The organism is Defluviimonas salinarum (genome assembly GCF_026013545.1).
Taxonomy (GTDB): Bacteria; Pseudomonadota; Alphaproteobacteria; order Rhodobacterales; family Rhodobacteraceae; genus Albidovulum; species Albidovulum salinarum.
In genome coordinates, this window is record NZ_JAPDOG010000011.1 from 1 (window position 1) to 20872 (window position 20872).

19 protein-coding genes and 1 pseudogene are annotated in these 20872 nt (G+C 67.5%); 9 read left to right on the forward strand and 11 right to left on the reverse strand.

What is annotated here, in order from left to right; genetic code table 11:
- Positions 1 to 107 precede the first annotated feature (107 nt).
- The 4 genes from OM960_RS12895 to OM960_RS12910 all read left to right on the forward strand — a co-directional run bounded on the left by OM960_RS12895 (position 108) and on the right by OM960_RS12910 (position 3299).
- Positions 108 to 875: a hypothetical protein gene (locus tag OM960_RS12895; RefSeq protein ID WP_264772208.1), complete on the forward strand. Its 768-nt coding sequence runs from the start codon at positions 108 to 110 to the stop codon at positions 873 to 875.
- Positions 872 to 1423, forward strand: coding sequence for a GNAT family N-acetyltransferase (locus OM960_RS12900; RefSeq protein WP_264772209.1), 552 nt, complete (start codon positions 872 to 874; stop codon positions 1421 to 1423). The genes OM960_RS12895 and OM960_RS12900 overlap by 4 nt, the downstream gene beginning before the upstream one ends.
- Before the next feature lie 30 nt (positions 1424 to 1453).
- Complete coding sequence (locus OM960_RS12905) at positions 1454 to 2335, forward strand: hypothetical protein (RefSeq protein ID WP_264772210.1); 882 nt, start codon at positions 1454 to 1456, stop codon at positions 2333 to 2335.
- A gap of 103 nt (positions 2336 to 2438) precedes the next feature.
- Positions 2439 to 3299: a hypothetical protein gene (locus OM960_RS12910; RefSeq protein WP_264772211.1), complete on the forward strand. Its 861-nt coding sequence runs from the start codon at positions 2439 to 2441 to the stop codon at positions 3297 to 3299.
- Between the two features lie 45 nt (positions 3300 to 3344).
- On the opposite strand, the gene OM960_RS12915 is transcribed toward OM960_RS12910, so the two are convergent.
- The 4 genes from OM960_RS12915 to OM960_RS12930 all read right to left on the reverse strand — a co-directional run bounded on the left by OM960_RS12915 (position 3345) and on the right by OM960_RS12930 (position 7929).
- On the reverse strand, positions 3345 to 4010 hold the full coding sequence (locus tag OM960_RS12915) for a hypothetical protein (RefSeq protein ID WP_264772212.1): 666 nt from the start codon (positions 4008 to 4010) through the stop codon (positions 3345 to 3347).
- 356 nt (positions 4011 to 4366) lie between these two features.
- On the reverse strand, positions 4367 to 5809 hold the full coding sequence (locus tag OM960_RS12920) for an adenylosuccinate synthetase (RefSeq protein ID WP_264772213.1): 1443 nt from the start codon (positions 5807 to 5809) through the stop codon (positions 4367 to 4369).
- Between the two features lie 80 nt (positions 5810 to 5889).
- A complete protein-coding gene (locus OM960_RS12925) occupies positions 5890 to 6807 on the reverse strand; it encodes a hypothetical protein (RefSeq protein ID WP_264772214.1) in 918 nt (305 codons plus the stop codon).
- Between the two features lie 90 nt (positions 6808 to 6897).
- The gene (locus OM960_RS12930; protein ID WP_264772215.1) at positions 6898 to 7929 is read right to left on the reverse strand and encodes a J domain-containing protein; all 1032 of its coding nucleotides are present in this window, start codon (positions 7927 to 7929) and stop codon (positions 6898 to 6900) included.
- A 101-nt stretch (positions 7930 to 8030) separates the two neighbouring features.
- On the opposite strand from OM960_RS12930, the gene OM960_RS12935 reads away from it, so the two are divergent.
- Together OM960_RS12935 and OM960_RS12940 are read left to right on the forward strand one after the other, a co-directional pair.
- Positions 8031 to 8714, forward strand: coding sequence for an NUDIX hydrolase (locus tag OM960_RS12935; RefSeq protein ID WP_264772216.1), 684 nt, complete (start codon positions 8031 to 8033; stop codon positions 8712 to 8714).
- Positions 8715 to 8846: 132 nt separating this feature from the next.
- Positions 8847 to 9221, forward strand: a complete 375-nt coding sequence (locus tag OM960_RS12940; protein WP_264772217.1) for a hypothetical protein — start codon at positions 8847 to 8849, stop codon at positions 9219 to 9221.
- 86 nt (positions 9222 to 9307) lie between these two features.
- On the opposite strand, the pseudogene ligA reads toward OM960_RS12940, so the two are convergent.
- Positions 9308 to 11282 (reverse strand): annotated as a pseudogene (gene ligA, locus OM960_RS12945) (NAD-dependent DNA ligase LigA).
- Positions 11283 to 11377: 95 nt separating this feature from the next.
- The gene (locus OM960_RS12950) at positions 11378 to 11824 is read right to left on the reverse strand and encodes a hypothetical protein (RefSeq protein ID WP_264772218.1); all 447 of its coding nucleotides are present in this window, start codon (positions 11822 to 11824) and stop codon (positions 11378 to 11380) included.
- Positions 11825 to 11983: 159 nt separating this feature from the next.
- On the opposite strand from OM960_RS12950, the gene OM960_RS12955 reads away from it, so the two are divergent.
- Positions 11984 to 12622 carry a hypothetical protein gene (locus tag OM960_RS12955; protein WP_264772219.1) on the forward strand — a complete coding sequence of 213 codons (639 nt, stop codon included), beginning with the start codon at positions 11984 to 11986 and terminating at the stop codon, positions 12620 to 12622.
- Positions 12623 to 12625: 3 nt separating this feature from the next.
- On the opposite strand, the gene OM960_RS12960 is transcribed toward OM960_RS12955, so the two are convergent.
- Together OM960_RS12960 and OM960_RS12965 are read right to left on the reverse strand one after the other, a co-directional pair.
- Positions 12626 to 13939 (reverse strand): HlyD family type I secretion periplasmic adaptor subunit, encoded by a 1314-nt coding sequence (locus OM960_RS12960; RefSeq protein ID WP_264772220.1) that lies wholly within the window; start codon positions 13937 to 13939, stop codon positions 12626 to 12628.
- On the reverse strand, positions 13936 to 15618 hold the full coding sequence (locus OM960_RS12965; protein ID WP_264772221.1) for a type I secretion system permease/ATPase: 1683 nt from the start codon (positions 15616 to 15618) through the stop codon (positions 13936 to 13938). The genes OM960_RS12960 and OM960_RS12965 overlap by 4 nt, the downstream gene beginning before the upstream one ends.
- A 126-nt stretch (positions 15619 to 15744) precedes the next feature.
- On the opposite strand from OM960_RS12965, the gene OM960_RS12970 reads away from it, so the two are divergent.
- Together OM960_RS12970 and OM960_RS12975 are read left to right on the forward strand one after the other, a co-directional pair.
- On the forward strand, positions 15745 to 16698 hold the full coding sequence (locus OM960_RS12970) for a histone deacetylase family protein (protein WP_264772222.1): 954 nt from the start codon (positions 15745 to 15747) through the stop codon (positions 16696 to 16698).
- An 88-nt stretch (positions 16699 to 16786) separates the two neighbouring features.
- Positions 16787 to 17206 (forward strand): hypothetical protein, encoded by a 420-nt coding sequence (locus OM960_RS12975; RefSeq protein ID WP_264772223.1) that lies wholly within the window; start codon positions 16787 to 16789, stop codon positions 17204 to 17206.
- Positions 17207 to 17254: 48 nt separating this feature from the next.
- Here OM960_RS12975 and OM960_RS12980 read toward each other — a convergent pair whose 3' ends face one another.
- Genes OM960_RS12980 through OM960_RS12990 form a run of 3 tightly spaced genes read right to left on the reverse strand, consistent with a single transcriptional unit; the run spans position 17255 to position 20788 of the window.
- A complete protein-coding gene (locus tag OM960_RS12980; protein WP_264772224.1) occupies positions 17255 to 17668 on the reverse strand; it encodes a hypothetical protein in 414 nt (137 codons plus the stop codon).
- Entirely contained in the window at positions 17665 to 19731 is a 2067-nt protein-coding gene (locus tag OM960_RS12985; RefSeq protein WP_264772225.1) for a hypothetical protein, read from the reverse strand. The genes OM960_RS12980 and OM960_RS12985 overlap by 4 nt, the downstream gene beginning before the upstream one ends.
- Entirely contained in the window at positions 19718 to 20788 is a 1071-nt protein-coding gene (locus OM960_RS12990; protein WP_264772226.1) for a glycosyltransferase, read from the reverse strand. The genes OM960_RS12985 and OM960_RS12990 overlap by 14 nt, the downstream gene beginning before the upstream one ends.
- Between the last annotated feature and the right edge of the window lie 84 nt (positions 20789 to 20872).

Here is a 20872-nt window from a genome sequence, read left to right on the forward strand (position 1 = left end):
GAGGATTGGGCTCAAGCCCCCTGCGAAGCGTCAACTCGACTCGCTCCGGAGCGGCTCGATGCCGCCGCGGAGCGACCGGAAATCCCCGTCTCTTCAGGGCGGGGAAGATGTTAACAACCCTGATCGACGATAAATCCCTTGGTCGTGCCGATGCGCCCGAGACGCTTCTTGATTTCTGGCGTGGCGCCCTTGCGCGCCTGGAAGATCACCCCAGCCTCGCGAACCCTGACATGAACCGGGAATTGGTCGCGAAAGGGTTCTGGCAGGACCCTGTCGCGATCCAGGTTCTCCTCTGCTCGCGCGCCTCGCACGATGCCCTGGCCGGGTGCGAGGGCGCCCTCGGCGTCCATCTCGTCTCCACGCCAGACGGAGACCCCTTCGGGGACGATGCGGCTTTCGCCCGCCAGTACCGGGTGCTCGCCGTCTCCGATAGGTCGGAATTCCTCTCGCTGACGGAAGATCTTGCCAAGGATGACGATTACCCCGAAATCCATCTTCACGAATACCTCAAATCCTACTTGAACACCGTCTTTCACGAGATTGCTCACGCGCTTCTCTTCGCAGAGAATGCTGCCCTCCTGCCGCCCTCGGAGATCGAGTGCATGTCCAATGCGGGGGAGTTCGATCATGATGTCTTTGATTGCTCCACCGGCTACGGCATCCGCCCCCTCGCCATCGACGGCCAGGATATCTGGGCAGACGACATGGAGGAGGCCGCCGAACTGATGGAGATCCATGTCGAGGCTCTCGGACGCCAGTTCATGCGGCATGCGCTGACCGGCGACAGCGCCTTGGAGTGCTTCCCGGAGGCTTTTGGGGTAGCCTCCGAACTCGAGCGGATCATCGCGAGGCGCGATGATCCGGACCTCGCATGACCGATCAGCTCGACGGACCACTCTCCGAGGCCCTCGCGGCCTCCGGCTCCAGGCTTTTCCCGATGCGCGACCCGGCGACGGGCAACACGCTCATCATTGCCGACGAGGCCGGCCTTGCGGGCCGGATCCGGGCGCTCGCGCTGGCCGAGGAGGACACCGTCAATCCCGCCTACGGCTTCACGCCGAAGCCCGGGCCGCTCGACCTCAGCCTCGTGGCGCTCTGCAGGGAAGGCCGCCCTCTCGGCCATATCTCGATCTCGGTCGAGCCGCCGCGAAAGGGAACCGGGGAGATCGGGCTCTGGATCTCAGGCGTCTTCGTCGATGCCGGCCATCGCGGCCAGGGGATCGGCCGGGCACTCGCCGAGGCGGCGGCCCACCTCGCGGGAGGGACGCTCGACCATATCCGCAGCGCGGATCCGGCACTTGCCGATGGCCTCTGGTGGTCCCCCGGCGGCGATGCCAATGATGGCGGCCAGGCGATCCTCGGCATCCTCGCCGCGGAACTGGAAACGCTGGAGCCTGACGCCGACGACGCGCCCTGTCCCTGAATGCAAACGCGACCAACAAGTGAGGATAACTTGAACATCTTCGAGCGGAACTATGGAACGGCCTGGAAGGACGGGGACGGCCAGGTGGTGCTGCGCCCGCGGCGCACCGCGGACGGCGTGACGACCTTCGGCTGCGCCCTTCCCGGGCACGGTCTCGTCGCCTATGTCGACAATGGCCAGGTCGAAGACCTGACGATCTTCGACCTGGGAGAGGAGGACGACGGGGTTCTTGGCGCCCGGAATTTCGAGATCCGCGCCGATCTTGGTGCGCCGGTTTCCGGCACAGACTGGGCCTGGTATCTCCATTGCGCCGCCTGTGCCGACGGCATGGGGATCGGCGAGGTCGCGCGCTCCTGGATGGCGCTTCCGGTTGTCATCGAAACCGGCGAGGGGACGATCCCGCTCTGCGAAGCGGCCGATCTCGCCGCCCTCGAAGGCTACCGGCAGGAGGCCGCGGACGATCTCGCCGCCATGGACCGGTTGAGGGCAATCCCGCCGCTCGAGATCGGGCGCGTCTCGCGCCTGACCCTCATCGAGGCCCTGGCGGAACATATCGAGGATCTCCGCCACCTGGGGCTGCCGCCGGACCTGGCGCCGGCGGAGGGAGAGCGGCTGCTCGTTCTGGCCGGGCTCGAGGCGGGCCGCGAGCATGTCGCGGCCACGATCCGCATCGCGCGAGCACCGGCTTTCGATCCCGAAACCGGGGCGCTCCGCGGCCTCATCGAGATCCGCTCGGAGCCGGGGCGGCTGCCGGAGGGCGATCATACGCTCCAGCATTTCCTGCGCGGGGTCCTGCCGCCGGAGCCACGGACCCAGGACATGGACGGGCCGATCCTCCTGGCGATCGAGAAAATCCACCGCCTGGGGATGATGCCTCCGGCCAGGGAGGACGATGCGGGTCCGGCACCGTGACGGCCGGCGTCCACAATTTCGGAGGGCGCGGCGCGGATCGGCGCTTCCCCCGCACCCGCAAACCTGCGAAAATGCGAAAATACGAACCGGGAGGCGCAGCTTCATGATCGAGGCCATCGTCAGCGAGATCTCCACCGGCAGCCGGGTCTTCCGCCTGATCTCCGGCGACATCCATCTCCAGGTCGATCTCAGCCAGCCGAAGATCGCCTTCTTCACCCTCGCCATCGCCTCGGAGGACGGAAGCCCGGAATTCACCAATTTCGCGCGAAACCTGAAGGGTGGTCTGCCGCTCGAACTCTGCGACCTCCTCCATCATGCCGGAACGGAGCTTGACCTCGTCCTGGAGCATGACCCGGAGTCGGTCGACCTCTTCCTGAAGACCCGCCTCACGCTGAAACTGCCCGAGGGCGACCTCGTCGTGCTCGCCGGATCCTCGCTCGACGAGGCGCTGAGCCTCGGCACCGCGATGGCCGCGTTCGCCCATGACGATCTTGGCGAGACCGGAGAGCTCATCCGGCTCGCGAGCGGGCGCTCCTGGCGGCGCATGGGGGGCTGGCCCGATCACGCGACCGAAATCACCCGCCGTTACGGCCAGCTCCTCGATCTCGAGGCGATGGCGGAGGAGGGCGAGATCGTGCGTGGGCCCGAGCTCTTCAGCCTCCGTGACACCGATGGTGCGCTCATGGGCATCCTCGTTTCCTGGGAGGGGGAGCCGGCGAGCCCGAGCCTGGTCGGCGAGGCCCTCGACCACTGCGATGCGGCGGGACTCGACCTCGTCATGAACGGCGAGATGGCCTCCTACTTTCCGCTCTGGGCCGACATCGTTCCGGCAAGCGAGGAGATCGCGCCGGTGCTCGCGCACTACGGGGTGCGGGTCCACGACATGATCCTGCGCGGACGCCTCCTGCAGGAGGTCGGGCTCGATCTCGTGCCGGTCAGCGTCCCGGCCGCGATGCTGTCCTGATCGGGTCCGCGCCTTGCGGCAGCGGTTAGAACCGTGCCGGCCGCACTACATCGCGAAATGATAGTCGCTCTCGAACCGGCCCTCGATGACAGGAAGCGGATGCCAGGATGCCGCGTTCTTCCGCGCGATCGCATGCTCGATCACCGGCCTGAACTCCCGCAGCCTGACCCGCAGCAACCCGCTCCCGGAATGGGCGCAGCGATAGCCGTCATGGCGATCCAGGGACGATCCGTCGGTCAGCACGCCTGCCAGGCCCTCCTCGATGCGGGCAATCCGTCTCGCGGCGGTTTCGAAGTCCAGACCCGCCTCGAGATGATGCGTCCGGATCGGGCCGCGGACGGTCTTCGAAACCGTGAAGAGCCGGAGGGCTTCGGCTTCGATGACCGCCATGACCGGAAGGGTGACCTCGCGCCTAGCCTCCGCGTCAGCCTCCCCGTCGAGAAAGGCGTTCCAGGCGTCCAGGTACGGAATGTCGCGATCCGCGGCGATCGGCTCTCCGAGCATGCCGGCGTCCCGCAGGACATCGAGATCATCGAGGATGGCCATGCGCACCTGCGCCATGCCATCTGCATCCCTGACGCTCCGGATGAAGTCGCGAACCGCAACATCGGCGCTCGCCCCGTGCATGAGGTCGAAGAACGAGGCCTCTCCTGACGGGGCAAGGCTCGTATAGACGTGCATCGGCTTTTTCGCGATGGTTCTGACAAGCATTCCGACACCCCTTCCCGATCACGGTCAGGATCGGAGGGAATTGCGAAAAACACAAACGGCTATAGCTTATTCTGGACCCGTTTCCGGACGCCTTCGGGCTGCAAGACCCCCTTCGCGCGGCCTGAGCCCGTCCGGGTCCACAATCCAGCCCTCCGGCGTCCGCGCGATCGAGGCCAACTCGCCATGTTGACAAGTGAAGGCCGCGTCCGCCGCCGCGCCTCTCGACCTGTGGAAGTTGCTCGCCCGGTGTCCGCTCGGGCGCTGGCACCAGGAGCCGGTGCCGGCGCGGCAGGTGGGGCAGGGCACCGCCATCACCGGGTGGGCGTGGGCGGTGAAGTCGGGCGCCATCTCCGGCATCAGGCCATCTCCGGGCCGAGGCCGTCCGGTTCGGGCCGCGCGGCCTCGATCCGGTCGGCCCGTTTCAGCCATGCCTCCTCGGAAACCGACAGCCCGTCGCCGCGCGCGGCGCGGGCCCGAAGCCGGGAGAGCGCGCGCTCGGCTTCTCGCCGGTCGATCTCCGCCTTGAGACGGATCTCGCGCTGTCGGCCGAAGGAGGGCTCATCGCCGAGGGCGAGCCCGGCCGTATTCCGTGTCGGGCCTTTCGAGAGAAGCCGCACCGGCAGCCCTGTCGCCGCCTCGACGGCGGTCGTGAGCGCGTCCGCCGTCACCTCGATCTCGCGTCCAGCCTCGACGATCCTGGCGCAACCCCGGATCTGGTCGATGCAGGTCAGTCCGACTGCCGGTATCACGCGGATCCCGGATCCCTGCGCGAGCGCGATGTCGCGGGCGATGATCGCACCGAGCCCGGTGACGTCGAGAGGTGCGAAACGCAGGGTTCCCTGCCAGGCATTTGGCGCGTTCGTGAGGTCGACCACCTCGGCCCAGGGCAGGCGGCCCGCGGCCATCGCTTCGGGAAGCTCGTGGGGCAGGGGGCCCGCGCCATGCCGGGTCGCGTAGGCGCGGGTCATGTAGAGGGGCCGGATCTCGCCGATCCCGGCCTCCGCCGCGATCGCGAGCATGTTGCGGATCCCGGTATGGGACCGGGTGACATGCGGGAACTCGCCGAACTCCATGTCGAGGCGCAATCCCTGGGCGCCCTCGAAGATCACCGCGCCGTGGCGGCCGAGCGCCGCGTCATCGAGGAGATCGACTGCTGCGGCGAAGCAAGCGCAATCGGCGAGGAACGGCGCGACGAGATCGGTGCGGCCGAGAAGCACATCACGGAGCGGGCTCGCTCCGGCATCGAGGCCCAGCCTCGCGAGGCGGGCGGGCAGCCATTCGTCGCGGATCCGTTCGAGGCGGCTCCGGAGTCCGGGCCGTCGGATGTCGCCAGCGGTCAGGGCGAAACCGTTCTCGTGGCGCTCGATCGCCTCGCCGAAGCCGAGGCCGCAGGAACCGTGGCGCGCGCCGCCGCGGGCCATCTCGACGGCCTGGTTGATCGCCATGTCCCAGGGCGTGGTGACGATGGCGCGCGGGTCGATCGTGATCCGTGTCGGGCGGGCGCCAAGCGCATCGAGCGCGTCGATCTCGCGTCCGAGCATCATCGGATGGGCGACGAAGAAACGCGAGAGGTGGGACGCGGCCCCCGCGAAGCTGCCCGAGCCGACATGGTGAAAGACGTGGCGGCGGCCATCGGCGAGCGCGACGCCGTGACCCGCCTGGGCTCCGCCGTTGGAGCGCACGACGGTGACCTCGCGGCCCTCGCCGGCGAGCCGCGCGGCCAGCGCGTCGGTGGCGAGCCCCTTGCCCTCGTCGCCCCAGCCCGCGCCGATGATGGCATGTGCCAAGATCGCTGCCATTTCCGTTCCTCTCCTATTGCCACCGGCAGAGGCCGGCCCGACGAAAACGAGGGGCGCTGCAGCGCCCCTCGCGGCAGGCCTCACAGCCGGCGGAGGCCGCGGGCCGCACCGGCCTTCGCCGGGACGCCCTTCAGCGCATTGGCCACGACAAGCGCGGTCGATCCGGACCAGCTCGCGGCGACATCGGCGGCGAGCGCGCCCTCGGTGACCTGGATGAGCGAGATCACGGTCTCGGCCAGCGCATCCACGTCCTCCAGAAGGATCGTCCGCTCCGGCAGGATCGGTTTCCAGGTCCTCAGGACGCTGTCGAGGCTGTGGCGGGCGTACCCCTCATTGGCGAGGACGATATGAAAGACCTCCCAGTTGCGCTGCGCCATCTCGACGCAGTCGCGGGCGGTGAGGTCGCGCTCCTGCCGGATGCCGAGAACGCGCGCAAGTTCGTCCCGGGTCACGCCGTCATGCACCGGCTCGTCGCCGATCGTGAAGAGATAGCCCTTGCGGGCGCGCTTTCCGGCGGCGTCGGTCGCGGTCTTCAGTGCGGCGAAGAGGTGCGCGAGGCAGTAGCTTTCGCCATGGTTTCCGCCGCCATTGCCCTCAAGCCAGAGTTCACGGGCCTGCTTGGCGACACGGATATCCGCCTCGAACTGGGTCACCTGCAGCGGCGCCCGATCGGTCTTCGCATCGCCGACGGCGGCGATCAGGATATGCGGGTCGGTGACCGGCTTGCGATCGTAGATGCCCGTTGCGAGCGTATTGAGCCCGTCCCGCATCAGCTTCTCGGCGATCATGCCCATCGAGCCGGTCACGTCCGAGGCGAGAATGATCGGCGTCGAGGCCGGGTTGTCGGCGCTGTCACGGCTCTCGCGCATCGCGATCTTGGCCGGGTCGAATTCGGGTTTCATGCTGCGAGAGGTGAAGACCTGCGCCTGGCTTTTGCCGGTCACGTTCGAGTTGCTGTAACTTTGCCAATCGGCGGCGTCCCAACGTCCATTGCCCATGATGCTCTCCTGTGATGTCCTGGTCCGGATATAGCGTATCAAGTTGCAAGTTGCAAGATACATTTTAATAACGAATACCGAAACCCGCCGTCAGGCATAGACGTCCTCGGCGGTGACCGCGTACTCCACGAAGCGGCGCGGTCCCCAGGCCTCCACCAGCGCCTTTTGCCACCCGGCATAGTCGCGCATCGCGTCACCGGCGGGCGGGAAGCTCAGCCAGGCCGCGATCGGCGCCGGGACGGTCCCGTCATGAAGCTGGCTGCCGGCGGCATCGCCGAGCGCCTCACGCACGGTGAGGCGCACCAGTTCGGCATCGGTGCGGGCGTCGGTCCCGGTTCCGGCGACCGCGAGGCGGGGCAGGGCATCGAGGCTTCGCGCCGGCAGCAGGTCGGGCCGCGTTCCCATCGGCACGGCGAAACACCAGCCTCCCGCAAGTCGCACCGAATGGGTCTTCGGGTTGACGAGCACCGTCTCGGGACCGATCGCGCCGTGAACCTGGCCGTGCCATCCAAGCCAGGCCGCGATATTCATCAGGCCGGAGCAGAGCCACGCGGCGTGAACTGGCGGCATCGCGCCGGCGTGGGCGAGAAGGTCGGCGAGCAGGATTTCCTCGGGGTTGCGCTCGAGAATCGTGAGGCGGCCACCACTCTCGAGGGCCGTTTCTCGAAGGAGGCGCGGCAGAAACGGGCGCATCTGCGCCTCCATCCCCGGATCGGCGAAACGGAAGCCGGCGATCGCCGCAACCTCCCGCGCCGCGAGATCCACGAGATCCGCGGGATAGACCGTCGCGATGGTCCGGGAACCGACGAGGATCTCGCCGTGATCGGCCGTGCGGCTTGCGCGCGGCGCGATCGCCAGATCATGTCCATCCGCGGTGCGCAGGGTCCGGCCCGCCGGACCCCGGCGGGGCTGCCCGGCCGCGCCGGAAACGGCCAGCGCGCGGTCGCGCAGGGTGACGAGATGGGCCATGACCCGGGTCGCTTCGGGCTCGGCGCAGATGTCGGGATGCCAGGCCGCGGCAAGGCGGTGGAAGGCGCGGCGGATCTCTCTCACGGAACCCGGAAAGAGCGTCGCTGCCGCGGCGGGCGTGGTGCCAAGGATATCTCTGGCAGTCAGGGTCATCGCCACCTCCATTTTCGCAGACCAATCATGTCAGATTGATTTGTAACTTGCAAGTTGCTCTTTATTGATCTAGCATGTCCGGGAATGCCAGGGAGCCCCTCATGCCCACCTCTGATGCGGATCGGCGCGACTGGCGCCCGATCGCCACTGTCGACACCGTGATCCTGACCCTTGACGAGGGCAGCCTGAAGGTTCTCGTCCATCGCCGGCAGCGCGCACCCTTCGCGGGCGCCTGGGCGCTTCCCGGGGGCTATATCCGCCCCGGGGAGGATGACAGCGCCGAAGAGGCGGCCCTGCGAGTGCTTCGCACAAAGGCGGGGCTGCCGAACTTCTATATCGAACAGCTCGCCACCTATTCCGGACCCGCGCGCGATCCTCGCGGCTGGTCGATCTCGGTCGCCTTTCTCGCCCTTGTTCCCCGCGACCTGTTGCCGGACCTGGCGGAAGACGTCTCGCTCGCCGCGGTCGATGGCCTGCCCGACCTCGCCTTTGATCATGGCCGCATCGTCCGGGACGCGGTGGCGCGGCTGCGCGGCAAGGGGGCCTATTCCTCGCTGCCCGCGGCGCTCCTGCCTGAAAGCTTCACCCTTCCCGAGCTGCAACGCGCCTACGAGATCGTTCTTGGCGATCATATCGACGCGAGCTCGTTCCGGCGCAAAGTGCTCGATCTTGACATGATCGAGGAGACTGGCGAGGCGCAGGCGGGGGTGAGCAAGCGTCCAGCGAAGCTCTACCGGCTCACGGGCGCTGCCCGGACCTTCAATCGCACGCTTGGCGCGGCCTGATCGACGGTCTCGGTCCGGGCGCGCCTCATGGCGGCGAAATGCGAATACCGGCAGGAATTTTCAGGCCCTGGCGCTACGATCCGCACGCCGCCGACATGATCCGGCCGGCAGACTCCAACGCGAGAAGATCGAATGAAATATGACACCGAAGCCATGAACACGGCGGCCTGTCTCTGGGAGCAGTGCATCGAACCCACCCATGCCCTGTTCAGAGGCGTCCAGGCGCTCCGGGATATCCACGGTACTGTCGACGTCCGGGCAGGGATCGTCGGACTCTCCGAGGCCTGCGATATCGTCTACGAGACCGCCAGGGGGCTGGGCTACGACGACAGCTTCGACTGGGAATTCTGCCCGCTGTTCCTCCGGCACTGCACGACGGCGGATGATCCCGAGGCCACGGACATCGCCCTGAAGTTCAATCTCGCCGACGAGGCCGCCGTCAAGGCCAACGCCCAGCTGATCCTGGATCATGCCTGGAAGCCGTCGGACTCGTCTCCTTCCCTCTGACGGCGCCGGGCGGGCGGCCGATCAAGCCCGGGCCTGCGAAGACCTGAGGGCGGAGTTCCTCGGCCAGAGAACTCCGCCTTCAGATTTCAGGGCGCCGGCGCCGGATCCTCCCCGGCAAGCCCGGCCAGCCTCAGCCAGGCGTCCTCGTCGATCATCTCGATCCCAAGCTCCTCGGCCCTGGCCGCCTTGGAGCCGGCGCCCGGACCGGCGATGACGAGGTCGGTCTTGGGCGACACCGAACCCGCCACCTTGGCGCCGAGCGCCTCGGCGCGCTCCTTGGCCTCCTGGCGCGACATCTTCTCGAGGGTGCCGGTGAAGACCAGCGTCTTGCCGGCGACCGGGCTGTCCGTGGCGACGGGCGCAACGGTATCTGCGATCTCGAGCATGGAGGCGAGCCGCCCGATCGCGGCCATTTCGGCGGGCTGGCGCATCGCGTGGGCGGGCGAGGAGCTTCGAGACGGTGGCGCCGACGAGCGGGATGCCAAACCCGTGGATCACCCTGTCGAGCGGCTGCCGGCGCGCCTCGCGGATCGCGGCGAAGAGCTTTTCGGCCGATTTCTCGCGCCAGCCGATGATCCCGGCGAGCGGACGAGTCTCGAGGGTGAAGATGTCGGCCGGCTCCCTCACCCATCCTTGATCCCACATCTCCTCGACGACCGAGGCGCCGAAGCCCTGGATGTCGAAGATCTCGCGGCTGACGATATGCTTCAGCTTCTCGATCGCCTGGGCCGGGCAGATCATGCCGCCCGTGCAGCGGTGAACGGCCTCGCCGGTCTCGCGGATCGCCGCGGAGCCGCAGGCGGGGCAGGTGGCCGGATAGGCGAAGGCCGGGGCGTTGGGGGCACGCCGCGCCAGATCGACATCAGCCACTTTCGGGATCACGTCGCCCGCCCGGTAGATCTGGACAAGATCTCCGACGCGGATGTCGCGGCCCTCGCGGATTGCGCCACCCTTCGCGTCGCGCCCGGCAATGTAGTCCTCGTTGTGCAGCGTCGCGTTCGAGACGACGACACCGCCGACCGTCACCGGTTCGAGGCGGGCGACGGGCGCCAGGATCCCGGTGCGGCCGACCTGGATGTCGATCGCAAGAAGCCGCGTCCAGGCGAGTTCGGCGGGGAACTTGTGGGCGATGGCCCAGCGGGGCGTCGTCGAGCGGAAGCCGAGCCGCTCCTGCAGGGAGAGGTCGTCGATCTTGTAGACGACGCCGTCGATGTCGTATCCGAGGCCAGCCCGCATCTTCATGATCGCCGCGTAATGGTCGAGGAGGTCCCCGGCCTCATCGAAGGACCGCATCAGCGGGTTCGTGACGAAGCCGAGCTCCGCGAGACGCGCGACAGATCCGGTCTGGGTCGGCGCCAGCGGTCCGGAGGTCTCGCCCCAGCCATAGGCGAAGAAGGCGAGAGGCCGCTCACGGGTCTTTTCGGCGTCGAGCTGACGGAGCGCGCCGGCGGCGGCGTTGCGCGGATTGGCGAAGATCTTGCCGCCCCGGGCCGCCTGGGCCGCATTGAGATTATGGAAGTCGACATGCATCATGTAGACCTCGCCGCGGACCTCGAGGATCCGGGGGGCTCCCGTCAGGCGCTGTGGAATGTCCGGGATCGTGCGGGCATTGGCGGTCACATCCTCGCCGATCGCACCATCGCCGCGTGTCGCGGCATGGACGAGGCGGCCGTCCTCGTAGCGAAGCGAAAGCGAGAGCCCGTCGATCTTGGGTTCCGCGACCACCCGGAGCGGCGCGGTCCCGGCGAGGCCGAGAAACTTGCGCGCCGACGCGAGGAAGCCCTCCACATCCTCACCCTCGAAGGCGTTGGCGAGCGACAGCATCGGCTTCGCGTGCTGGATCTTGCCGAAACCCTCCGCGGCCGGGGCGCCGACCTTGCCGAGGGGGTCCGCCATATCCCGGAGCCCGGGATCCGCGGCCACGAGGGCGGCGAGATCGCGCCTTCGGGCATCGTAATCCGCGTCACTCAGGATCGGGTCGTCCTTCTGGTGATAGGCGATGTCGGCACGGGCAATCTCGTCGCGCAGGGCCTCGGCGCGACGGCGGATATCTTCGGTCATCTGGGCGCTTCCTCGGTCAGAATGGCGGCATCCTAACTTGCGAAAATGAATTCCGAAAGGTGAAAGATCATGAGGAAGCCGAGACGCCTGGCGCCTCAGGGCGCCGGCGTGTCGCCAGCAAGGATCGCCGGCAGCGGCATGCCGAAGCCCTTGCGGTAGATATCCTCGGCGGTGAGGCGGACCGCGAATTCCGCCGAGCCGCCGTCGTAGACGACGAGGTCACCGTTGTCGTGGACCTCGACCTCCCAGACCTCGTCCGGATCGCCCGCCTCCGCAAGGATGCGATCCTCCTCGGTCTCACCCTCCTCGAGATCATCGAGATCGACCTCCATGTTGCCCTCACGGTAGGCGTCAAGGATCGTTTCGTGATCGTCATTGGCCGAGGCGAGCGCCGCCTCGCGGGTCTCGTGGCAATTGTAGACCCTGAACCAGGCCTCGGCGGTCATCTCCGCGGGACCGTCCGCGTCCGGGGCGCTGCCCGGATGCGGCCTGAGACCGATCATCGGGGCCTCCGACATGAACTGCATCCAGCCCTTCTTCATCCGTAAAACTCCTCGAACGTTTCCGCTGGATTATGGACCCTCCGGACGAAAAGACGAATGCCGCACAGATCTCGACTTTCGTGCCACCAGGCCGCGCAAGAAGCTTGACCGATTGGTCAGGACCGAGCTAACCATTTCCTGACCGAATGGTGTTTGATCATGCTCTTTCCCAAAAGTTTTCCCGTCAATGAGGGCGATCTCCTGTTCATCGAGTTCGCCCCCGTCGTCCTGCCGGCCTTCACGACGCGCAAGGCCCGGCACGCCAATCACGACCTGCTCGCGCGCCACGGCATCGACGAGGTCGAGGTCACGCCGGTGCTTTACGAACGCCAGTCGGAATCCTGGTACGACGACAGTACGCGGTCCGGCGGCCCGGTTCACGAGATCCTGTTCTTCTTCGACCCCGACGAGTTCCCGGTCGCGGACTACGGGATCGTCTTCACGGACCCGACCTTCGAGGCCGCGGCAGCCAAGCATATGCGCGGCCTCTTTCCGGCCGAACGGTTCGGCGAGATCGAATATACCGAACTCGCCAACCAGTGCGACGACGCGATCTCGATGGAGTTCCCTATCGCCGATGGCCGTGGTTTCGGCCGTGCGATCCGCAAGGATCCGGTCTTCTTCGAGCACCTCGTCGAGAGCCCCATGATCCGCTCATCGCGGCTGATCTCGGCGGTCACGGCGGATCTCTATGCGCAGGCCGTCTCGCCCCATGCCGACGACAGCAAGCGGCCGCGGCCGCCCGAAGGCCTTTACGCGGGCATGTGGGTGACCTGGGGCGCGCCGACCCGGCACTGATCGTCAGCCGTCATGCATCGACCGCGAAAGGAAGCGCGTCAGCGGCTCCATCATGAGGGCGATCGGGGCCTGTTCGCGGGTCAGGAAGAAGGCCTCCACCGGCATGCCCGGCACCAGATCGCGGCCCCCGAGCACCGCAAGACCGGCGGCGGTCACCCGCAGTTCGGCCTCGTACCAGCGCGCCCCGGACCGCGCGTCGGACATCACGTGCGGCGAGACCCTGAGGACCTCTCCCTCGACCCTCGGCAGGCTGCGGGCACTGAAGGCGGGGAAGGTGAGCAACGCGCGCTGCCCGGCCATGACCCGGTCGATGTCCCGCGGATCGATCCGGGCAATCAGGTGGCTGGAGCGTTCGGCCGGAATGATGAACAGGACCGGATCCGCGGGGCTCAGCACCGCGCGCCGCCCCGCAACCCGCAGGTCGTGGACGATCCCGTCGACCGGCGCGCGGATCTCCAGCCGTCCGAGCCGTGCGCGGATCGCCGCAAGGCGCTCGGCGGTCTCCGCTTCCTGGACATCGATGTCGCGCAGCTCCGACAGGGCCGTCTCCCGACGCGACGCCCCGAGGTTGAGGATCTGCAGCCCGATCTCGGCCAGCATCTCGCGGGCCCCGGCCAGATCGGCCTCGATCGCGCCCGCGCTGCCCTCGGCCTCGACGAAGGCCAGCTCGGCCTCCCGGACAATTCCGGCCCGTGCGACCCCCTTCGCCGAAAGATCCTCCTGGATCGCAAGCGCTTCGGAGAGCAGCCCGGCCTGGCGCGAGAGGGAGGCTGACTGGACCTCGAGACCGGCGATGCGGGCACGCACCTGGTCCTCGCGCTTGCGCATCTGAGCCTCCTGCTGGCGCTCGGTCTCGGACCGGGCGGCAAAAAGCTCACGCTCGCCGTCGAGGATCCCGGCGCCACCCACCTTCTCGGCCAGGGCGACCAGATCGGCGGGGAAGTCGACCTCGTCACCGCCATCGCGCTCAGCCTCGAGGCGGGCGATCCGGGCCCGGAGCTCGACGAGGCGGTCCTCGAGAATCCGCGCCTCCGGCGCGAGGTCCGCCTCGTCGAGCCGCACCAGGACCGCGCCCGCCCGCACCGCCTGGCCGCTATCGACGAGGATCTCCTCGACGACGCCGCCATCGGGATGCTGAACCGCCAGCCGGTCGCTTTCGAGGCCGATCTCGCCCTGGGCGATCACCGCGCCGGAGAGCGAACCGAAGACCGACCAGGCCGCGAGGCCGGCGACGAGCAGGACCGAGAGGATGGTCGTCGCGATCACCCGCGGACGCAGACGCAGCGCCGCGGCGCCGCAGATCGGTTCGGTCTTCATGCCGCCTCTCCTTCCCGGATACCGGCGGGCGAGAGGATCTTCTCGCGCGGGCCGAAGGCGCGGACCGCGCCACCGTCAAGAACCAGGATCAGGTCGCATTCCTCGATCGCCGAGGGCCGGTGCGCCATCACGATCACGGCGGCGCCCCGTGAGCGCATCTCGCGCACGGCGCGGTTCAGCCTGATCGACCCGTCGTGATCGAGGCTCGAATTGGGCTCGTCGAGGACGACGAGGGCGGGCACGCCATGGACGGCCCGCGCGAGGCCGATGCGCTGCAACTGGCCACCCGACAGGCAGGGCGCGTCAGGATCCAGGAGCGTGTCATAGCCCGCCTTGAGCGACACGATCAGCTCATGGGCTCCGGCGATGCGGGCCGCCTCGACGATCGCCGCTGCCGAGGCGTCCGCGGCGAAGCCGGAAATGTTCTCGGCGATGGTGCCGCGCAGGAAGCGGACCTGCTGCGGCAGGTATCCGACATGGCTGCCGATCCTGTCGGGATCATATTGCCCGAGCGGCGCCCCATCGAGAAGAACGCGCCCCGACGCCGGGGTCAGCCCCCCGGTGAGGAGGCGGCCAATCGTGGTCTTGCCCGAGCCGCTCGGCCCGACGATGGCGAGCGCGCTCCCGGGGCCGACCTCGAAGGAGATGCCCCTGAGGACCGGGCTGCCCGGGAGATGGCCGGCCACGACATTCTCGAGCCGGACATGGCCGGCGGGCGCGGGCAGGGCGGTGCGGGCCGCCGCCGGCGCATGGGTCATGAGGCCCGATAGCCGTTTCCAGGAACCACGGGCCTTCTGCAGCGCGCCCCATTGCCCGATCAGCACATCGATCGGCGCGAGCGCCCGCCCGACGAGGATCGAGGAGGCGATCATGCCGCCCGCGGACATTTCTCCCCGGATCACGAGGAATGCGCCGAACCCGAGGATGAGCGATTGCAGTATCTGCCGGAACGTCCGCGAGAAAACCGAGAATGCACCATGCCGGTCGCTCAGATCGAGCCAGGACAGGATCGACAGGCGCTGAAGCTCCCGCCAGCGCAGGAAGACCGCACGACCGATGCCGAGGCTTGACACGGTGTCGTTGCCGGAGCGGATCTCCCGCAGCATCCGGTCGGCCGCGAGGGCGGCCGCTGCGCTCGCCTCCTGACGAGGGGCGCTCATGACCTGGCCGGCAATGGCGGCGGCGACCAGGATCGCCCCGCCGCCGACAGCAAGGAGGCCAAGCGCGGGATGGAGGACGAAGATCGCACCGATGAAGAGCGGTATCCAGGGCAGATCGAAGAGCGCGAGAAAGGCCGGTGAAGCGGCAAGGCGGGAGAGTGTCTCGAGATCCCGGCTTCCCGCCGCCGTGGCGGCGTCCTGCGGATCGCCGCGGGCCGCATCGAGGCTCGCGGCGAAAACCGGGCCATCGAGATCGGACTGGAAGCCCGCTCCGGCCCGCGCCGCGATCCTGGCGCGGCCATGATCGAGAAGGCCCATCATCGCGAAGAGGAAGAGCATGACCGACGTCAGGCTGATCAGGGTCTCGACCGAGCCGCTCGGCAGAACCCGGTCGTAGACCTGCAGCATGTAGATAGACCCGGTCAGCATGAGCAGGTTCACAAGCACGCTGAGAAGGAGAATGATACCGAAAGGATGCGCCGCGCGCTTCCGGGCCGCCGCGAATTCCGTGCTTGCCATGGTCCGTTGCCGAGTATCCGGATAATTTTCGACATGCTCGCGTTTTCGCATTCGACTTGCAAGACCGGGAATCGATATGCGAGAATTATTTCGAGTAAATCTTTCCTGCCAAGGACGCCAACAATCATGACCTGCGCCCTGATCGCGCCGTTCGGCATTGACACGCACCGGACCCCGCCCGGTCATCCCGAACGCCCCGAGCGGCTTGCCGCGGTGCTCTCGGCGCTCGATGAGACCTTCTTTCCGGACCTCCAGAGGTTCGAGGCGCCGAAAGGCGATCGGGAGTTCCTGCGGACGGTCCACGATCCGGATCACCTCGATCGGCTCGACTCCCTGACGCCCGGGTCCGGCGCGGTGGCAATCGACACCGATACGGTCCTTCTGCCCGATACGCTCGATGCGGCCCTGCGCGGTGTCGGCGGCGCCTGCCTCGGCGTCGATCTCGTGCTCGAGGGCCGGGCCCGGAACGCCTTCATCGCGTCGCGTCCACCCGGCCATCATGCCGAGCGCGCCCGCGCCATGGGCTTTTGTTTCTACGGGACGGTTGCCGCGGCCGCCCTGCACGCGGTGCGCAACCGCGGGATCGAGCGCGTCGCGGTGCTCGACTTCGACGCCCATCACGGCAACGGAACGCAAGACATCCTCTGGGACGCATCCGAGGTCTTCTTCGCCTCGACCCACCAGCGCAACATCTTCCCGATGCGCGGGACGGCCGAGGAGACCGGCGCGCATGGCCAGATCCTGAACCTGCCGCTGAAGAACGGCTCGGGCTCGCGCCAGATGGCCGAGGCCTGGGGGTCTATCCTCGCCCGCGTCGAGGAATGGCGGCCCGAGCTCATCCTCCTGTCGGCGGGCTTCGACGCCCATCAGCACGACCCGCTGGCCGGTCTGCGCTGGAGGGACACCGATTTCACATGGCTCACCGGGCGGATTCTCGATCTCGCCGAGCGGCATGCGCCGGGCCGGGTGGTCTCGGTCCTCGAGGGCGGCTACGATCTCGGCGTGCTCAGGCGCTGCGTTCCTGCCCATATGCGGCTTCTTGCAGGCCCGGCCCCCGAACGCCATCCGGAACCGGCCTGAACCGTCTGCGAAAAACCGGTCATGGTTCAGATTTTCCGGATGAGCGACTAGAGTTCCGCCAGCCAGAAACCAACCCGGAGATGCCGCGATGCCGGTCTACCACCTCTTCCAGATCCGCCCCGACGCGGAGCAGCTCCGCGCGCTGCGCACCAATGAAAAACCGGAACTTGCCGCGGCCTGGCTCAGCGGCCGGCTCGGCCAGATCGCCGGCGCGCTCGAGCAGGATCTCTACCGCTTCACCGCGATCGTGAAGGCGCGCGATCTCGAGGACCTGTTCTACAAGACGAATGCGATCGACGCGCCCTGGACGGACGGCCCCGCGGTCCTTCATGTCGAGCCTGGCGCGCAATCGACCTCGGTCGGGGACGTCGCCGTCGACCTCGAGGCCGACGAGGCGAGTCTCTGTGCGGTGCTCGGTTGGGAGGTGCTTTCCTGGGACCGGGCGCAGGACTTCCACGTGAAGGCCTCGCAGCTCCCGATCCCGGAGGAAAACGCCCCCGCGCCGTGACGCGGGTGACGTCGGGCGGCCGCGGCTTTCGCCCCGGCCGCGATCCGATCAGATGATGACCTCGAGATTCCAGAACGCCACGATCTGGCGCTCGCAGGCATCGCGGAGGTCTTTCGTCTCGCCGCAGATCCGCTCGGCGCGAAAACCGAAACGCTCAAGCCCCGAATAGTCGAGATGCGAGAGCACCACGACCTCGACGCCGCGCTCCATCGCGAGGGTCGTGAGCTGCATCGCCAGCGCCGCGAGATCGTTGCGCGGCTCCGAGATCCGCACCCCGACACAGACCGTGGAAGGGTCCCTGAAGTGCGCCAGGAAAGGGTTGCGGCCAGCCCCCTCGGGGAAGCGCTCCTTGCCTCCCTTACGCGCCCTGGGATCCAGGGGCGCCAGCAGGTGGTCGATATTGACGGCCTCGTGACAGGTGATGCGGGACATCACGCCGTTCCAGCGGGTTGCAATCGTCATTCGGACATCTCCATGATCAGGCGGGCAGCCTGGGCATTACCGGTTTCGGGAAGCGCGATGGCGGCGAGATTGGCGCGGATCTCCTCGGCGCGGCCGTTATCGAGAAACTCGGTGACCTTGCGCGAGAGCGTCAGCATCTCGTGCGGCTCGACGATATCGGCCAGGCCGCGGCTCACCGCCGCCATGGCGCGGGACTGCTGGTCGTCCATGAAGGCGTTCATCTGCGCCATGAAGATCGTCGGTACGCGGTTATACATCGCCTCGTGGAAGCTGTTGTAGCCGACAGCCGAGATGTAGAGGTCCGCCGCGGCGACAAGCGCGCTCGCGTGATGGGTCTTGACCACGCGGGTGTTCGGCCAGCTGAACGCGCCGGCCTCGACCGTCGCGGTCGGCCAGACCACGACAAGGTTCAGCGTGTCGGGGCGGCGCGCCATCATTGCGCAGATCGCGGCGATCTGGGCGCTGCGGTCCGCGGCGACACCGCCCCCGAGCATGGTCACGACGAGGTGGCGGTATTCGGTGCCGAATTCGGCCGCGATGCGCTTGCGCAGGGACCGGCGCTTTCCGGCGCTGAGGTTCATCTGCTGTACGATCGGCCCGACCGGCCTCAGGTGCGAACCCGAGGAATAGGAGGTGTTGAGCTCCTCGAAAGCCTCGGTCGGAACGATCACGCGGCTGAATGCCTTTTCCCGGTCGAGCGCGATCGAGTTGTCCTGGCCGGCCTGCCACATGCCGCGCCGCACCCAGACGCCATTGAGATTGTTCTCGACGATCGAGCGGTAGATCGAGTCGAAGACGTAGCCACCATCGAAGACAAGCGTACGCTTGGCGGCCGAAAGAGCCTTGAGGCGCGCATAGTTGACGAGGTCGTTCTCGTGCTCCTGGGCGTGGAGCGGCGACCGGCTGACCAGCGGCATGACTTCGAACCCGTAGCCTTTGAGCATCTTCATGCAGGACGGGAAGGCGGCAAAGGTCGGCGCACCCTTCGTGCGGTCCATCTCGGTGGCGATGAGCGAGCAGCGCTGCGCATGCCCCAGGCCGACACCGTTGGTCGGCACGAAGAGCACCGGCGAGGATGTCTCGGCCTGACGCTTGCGGCGCGGTTCGGAGGTGTCGGCAAGCTCCGGCTGGCGGAGCTGCGGGACAACCTTGAGCATGTCGACCGAGGCGGTGAAGCCAGAAGCCAGCACCTCGCGCCGGATCAGGGCGAGGTGGCGGATCACGCTGTTGGCAAGGTAGCTTCCGGCCGCGAGAAGATCGCTCGGCCCGTGCAGGAAGGCATCGACCGCCTTCGACCAGCCGCGCTCGCGGGAGCCATCGATCAGGGCGGCGCCGGCGACAGCGAGATTGGCCACGAGCGACTGGGTGCGGTAGGACGACGAGGGGGCGCTGAAGATCATGCAGGCATCGACGCGCGGCGCAAGTGCCGCAGGCAGGATCTCGCCGTAGTGATAGAACGGGATCGTGGTCCCGAACTGCTTGCCCCACTCCTGCTTGGTCTTGCCGTCGGTCAGGACCGCCACGCGGTATTCCGGCGAGGTGCCGATTGCCAGGAGCGCCTGGCGCTGGGTGTCGGTCTTCAGGTCGGGCGCAACGAGCAGCACGACGGGACGTTCGTCCTGGCGCGGCGCGCGCGCCAGCTTCACGCCGAAAACCGGCATGTGATGGGCGCCGCTGGCAATCCCGGCCGGAACATTCACGACCTCCGGATCGTCGCCAAGAACATAGGACAACTTCGACTTGATGCCGATCACCGCCTGCAGGTTCGGGAAGCGCCCGACGGCGATGGCGCGCGCGCCCGCCTCGAGGTCCATGCGCCGCAGAAGGGTGAGCTTGCGGTCATTGATCTCATGGGCGCGCAGGAGGACGAGGGTGTCACCGGCCTCGGGCGCCTTGCCGAGGATCCGCGTCACGCAATCGAACTGCGCGTTGCGGTTCAGCGATGCCGGGATCGCGCCGCGGCCGATGCCGGCGCGAATGCCGGCCGCCTCGAGCTGTGACGTAAAAACGGTCAGCTCCTCGAAAGCATCGGGATTCTCGGAACCGATATCACAGAAGATCATGATTTTCCCCCTGGGTCTTCCTTGCGCCGGCCAGGACCTTCCTGATGAAGCTCTCGGAGCTGAAGCCGGCGACGATATGCTGGGCGCGCCTGACGAAGCGCACATAGGAATTCGGATTCGCGACGAACCCGGCGATGATCGCGTCGACGTCCTCGCCGTCGGAGGCGACGACGGCCTCGCCGAAGATCTCGGCCGTGCCGGGATCGGTGATCACGACCTTGCCGGCGCAGATCGCCTCGGCGATGACCCGCCCGAAACTCTCGCGCCAGCGCGGATGGGTGTAATAGACGAAGAAGTCGAGCCCCTCGAGGAACTCCCCGACCGGCATGGCGCCGAAGGGCAGGACCGTCCAGTGCGCCGGGATCGACGAGGGGTCGACCAGGAAGCTGTCGCCGCCGAGGATCCGGCAAGCCTCCGCATGCGCGGGAAAATGACGCCTCATGACCTCCATCGCGGGGAATTTCTCGTAGCCGGCGCGCGACAGGCGGCCGCGGCGGTCGCGCGGTTCCGGGGTCGGTTCCGACATCTCGAAATCGCAGATGTTGAACCAGTCGAAATTCGCCAGCTTCCAGAACCGACGGGACGTCTTCTGCCAGGCCTCCACGCCACGACGGTTGTAGCCGGAGACCGGTGCCAGGAACCGCGCCTTGCAGACCGTCGCGTCGGCGACCAGGTCCAGGCATTTCGCAATGTCGAACCCTTCAGACACCCCGTCGGGACGCAGGAAGTTCTCGTGCGTGACGACGATCAGGCGGTCGCAGAGGATGCGCGTCTGCAAGTCGTCGTTGAACTTCAGGCACGATGGGTTGTGCAGGACGACGATCTCGGCGCGGATCGCCGCGTCGTTCCAGGTCATCTCGATGCCGACCTCGTCGAGAGCCTCCTGCAGCTTCGGATTGGGCTTGCGGCCCTTGAACATCTTCGTCTCGAGCGCGTGTACGCTCAGATCGACATGGCCGGCGATGGTGCGGATCTCGTGGGCGACAGCGGAGGAGGTGCCTCCGGAAAATCTCGGGTCGATGACAAGCGCTACGCGCGTTCTCTCTGTTTTTCGCATTTTACTTTCTGCCATTCGAAAATCTCAGGCTGGCGGGAGGCGCGAAATGGTTGCGCCGGCCTGTCCAGCCAGGATCGGGTAACG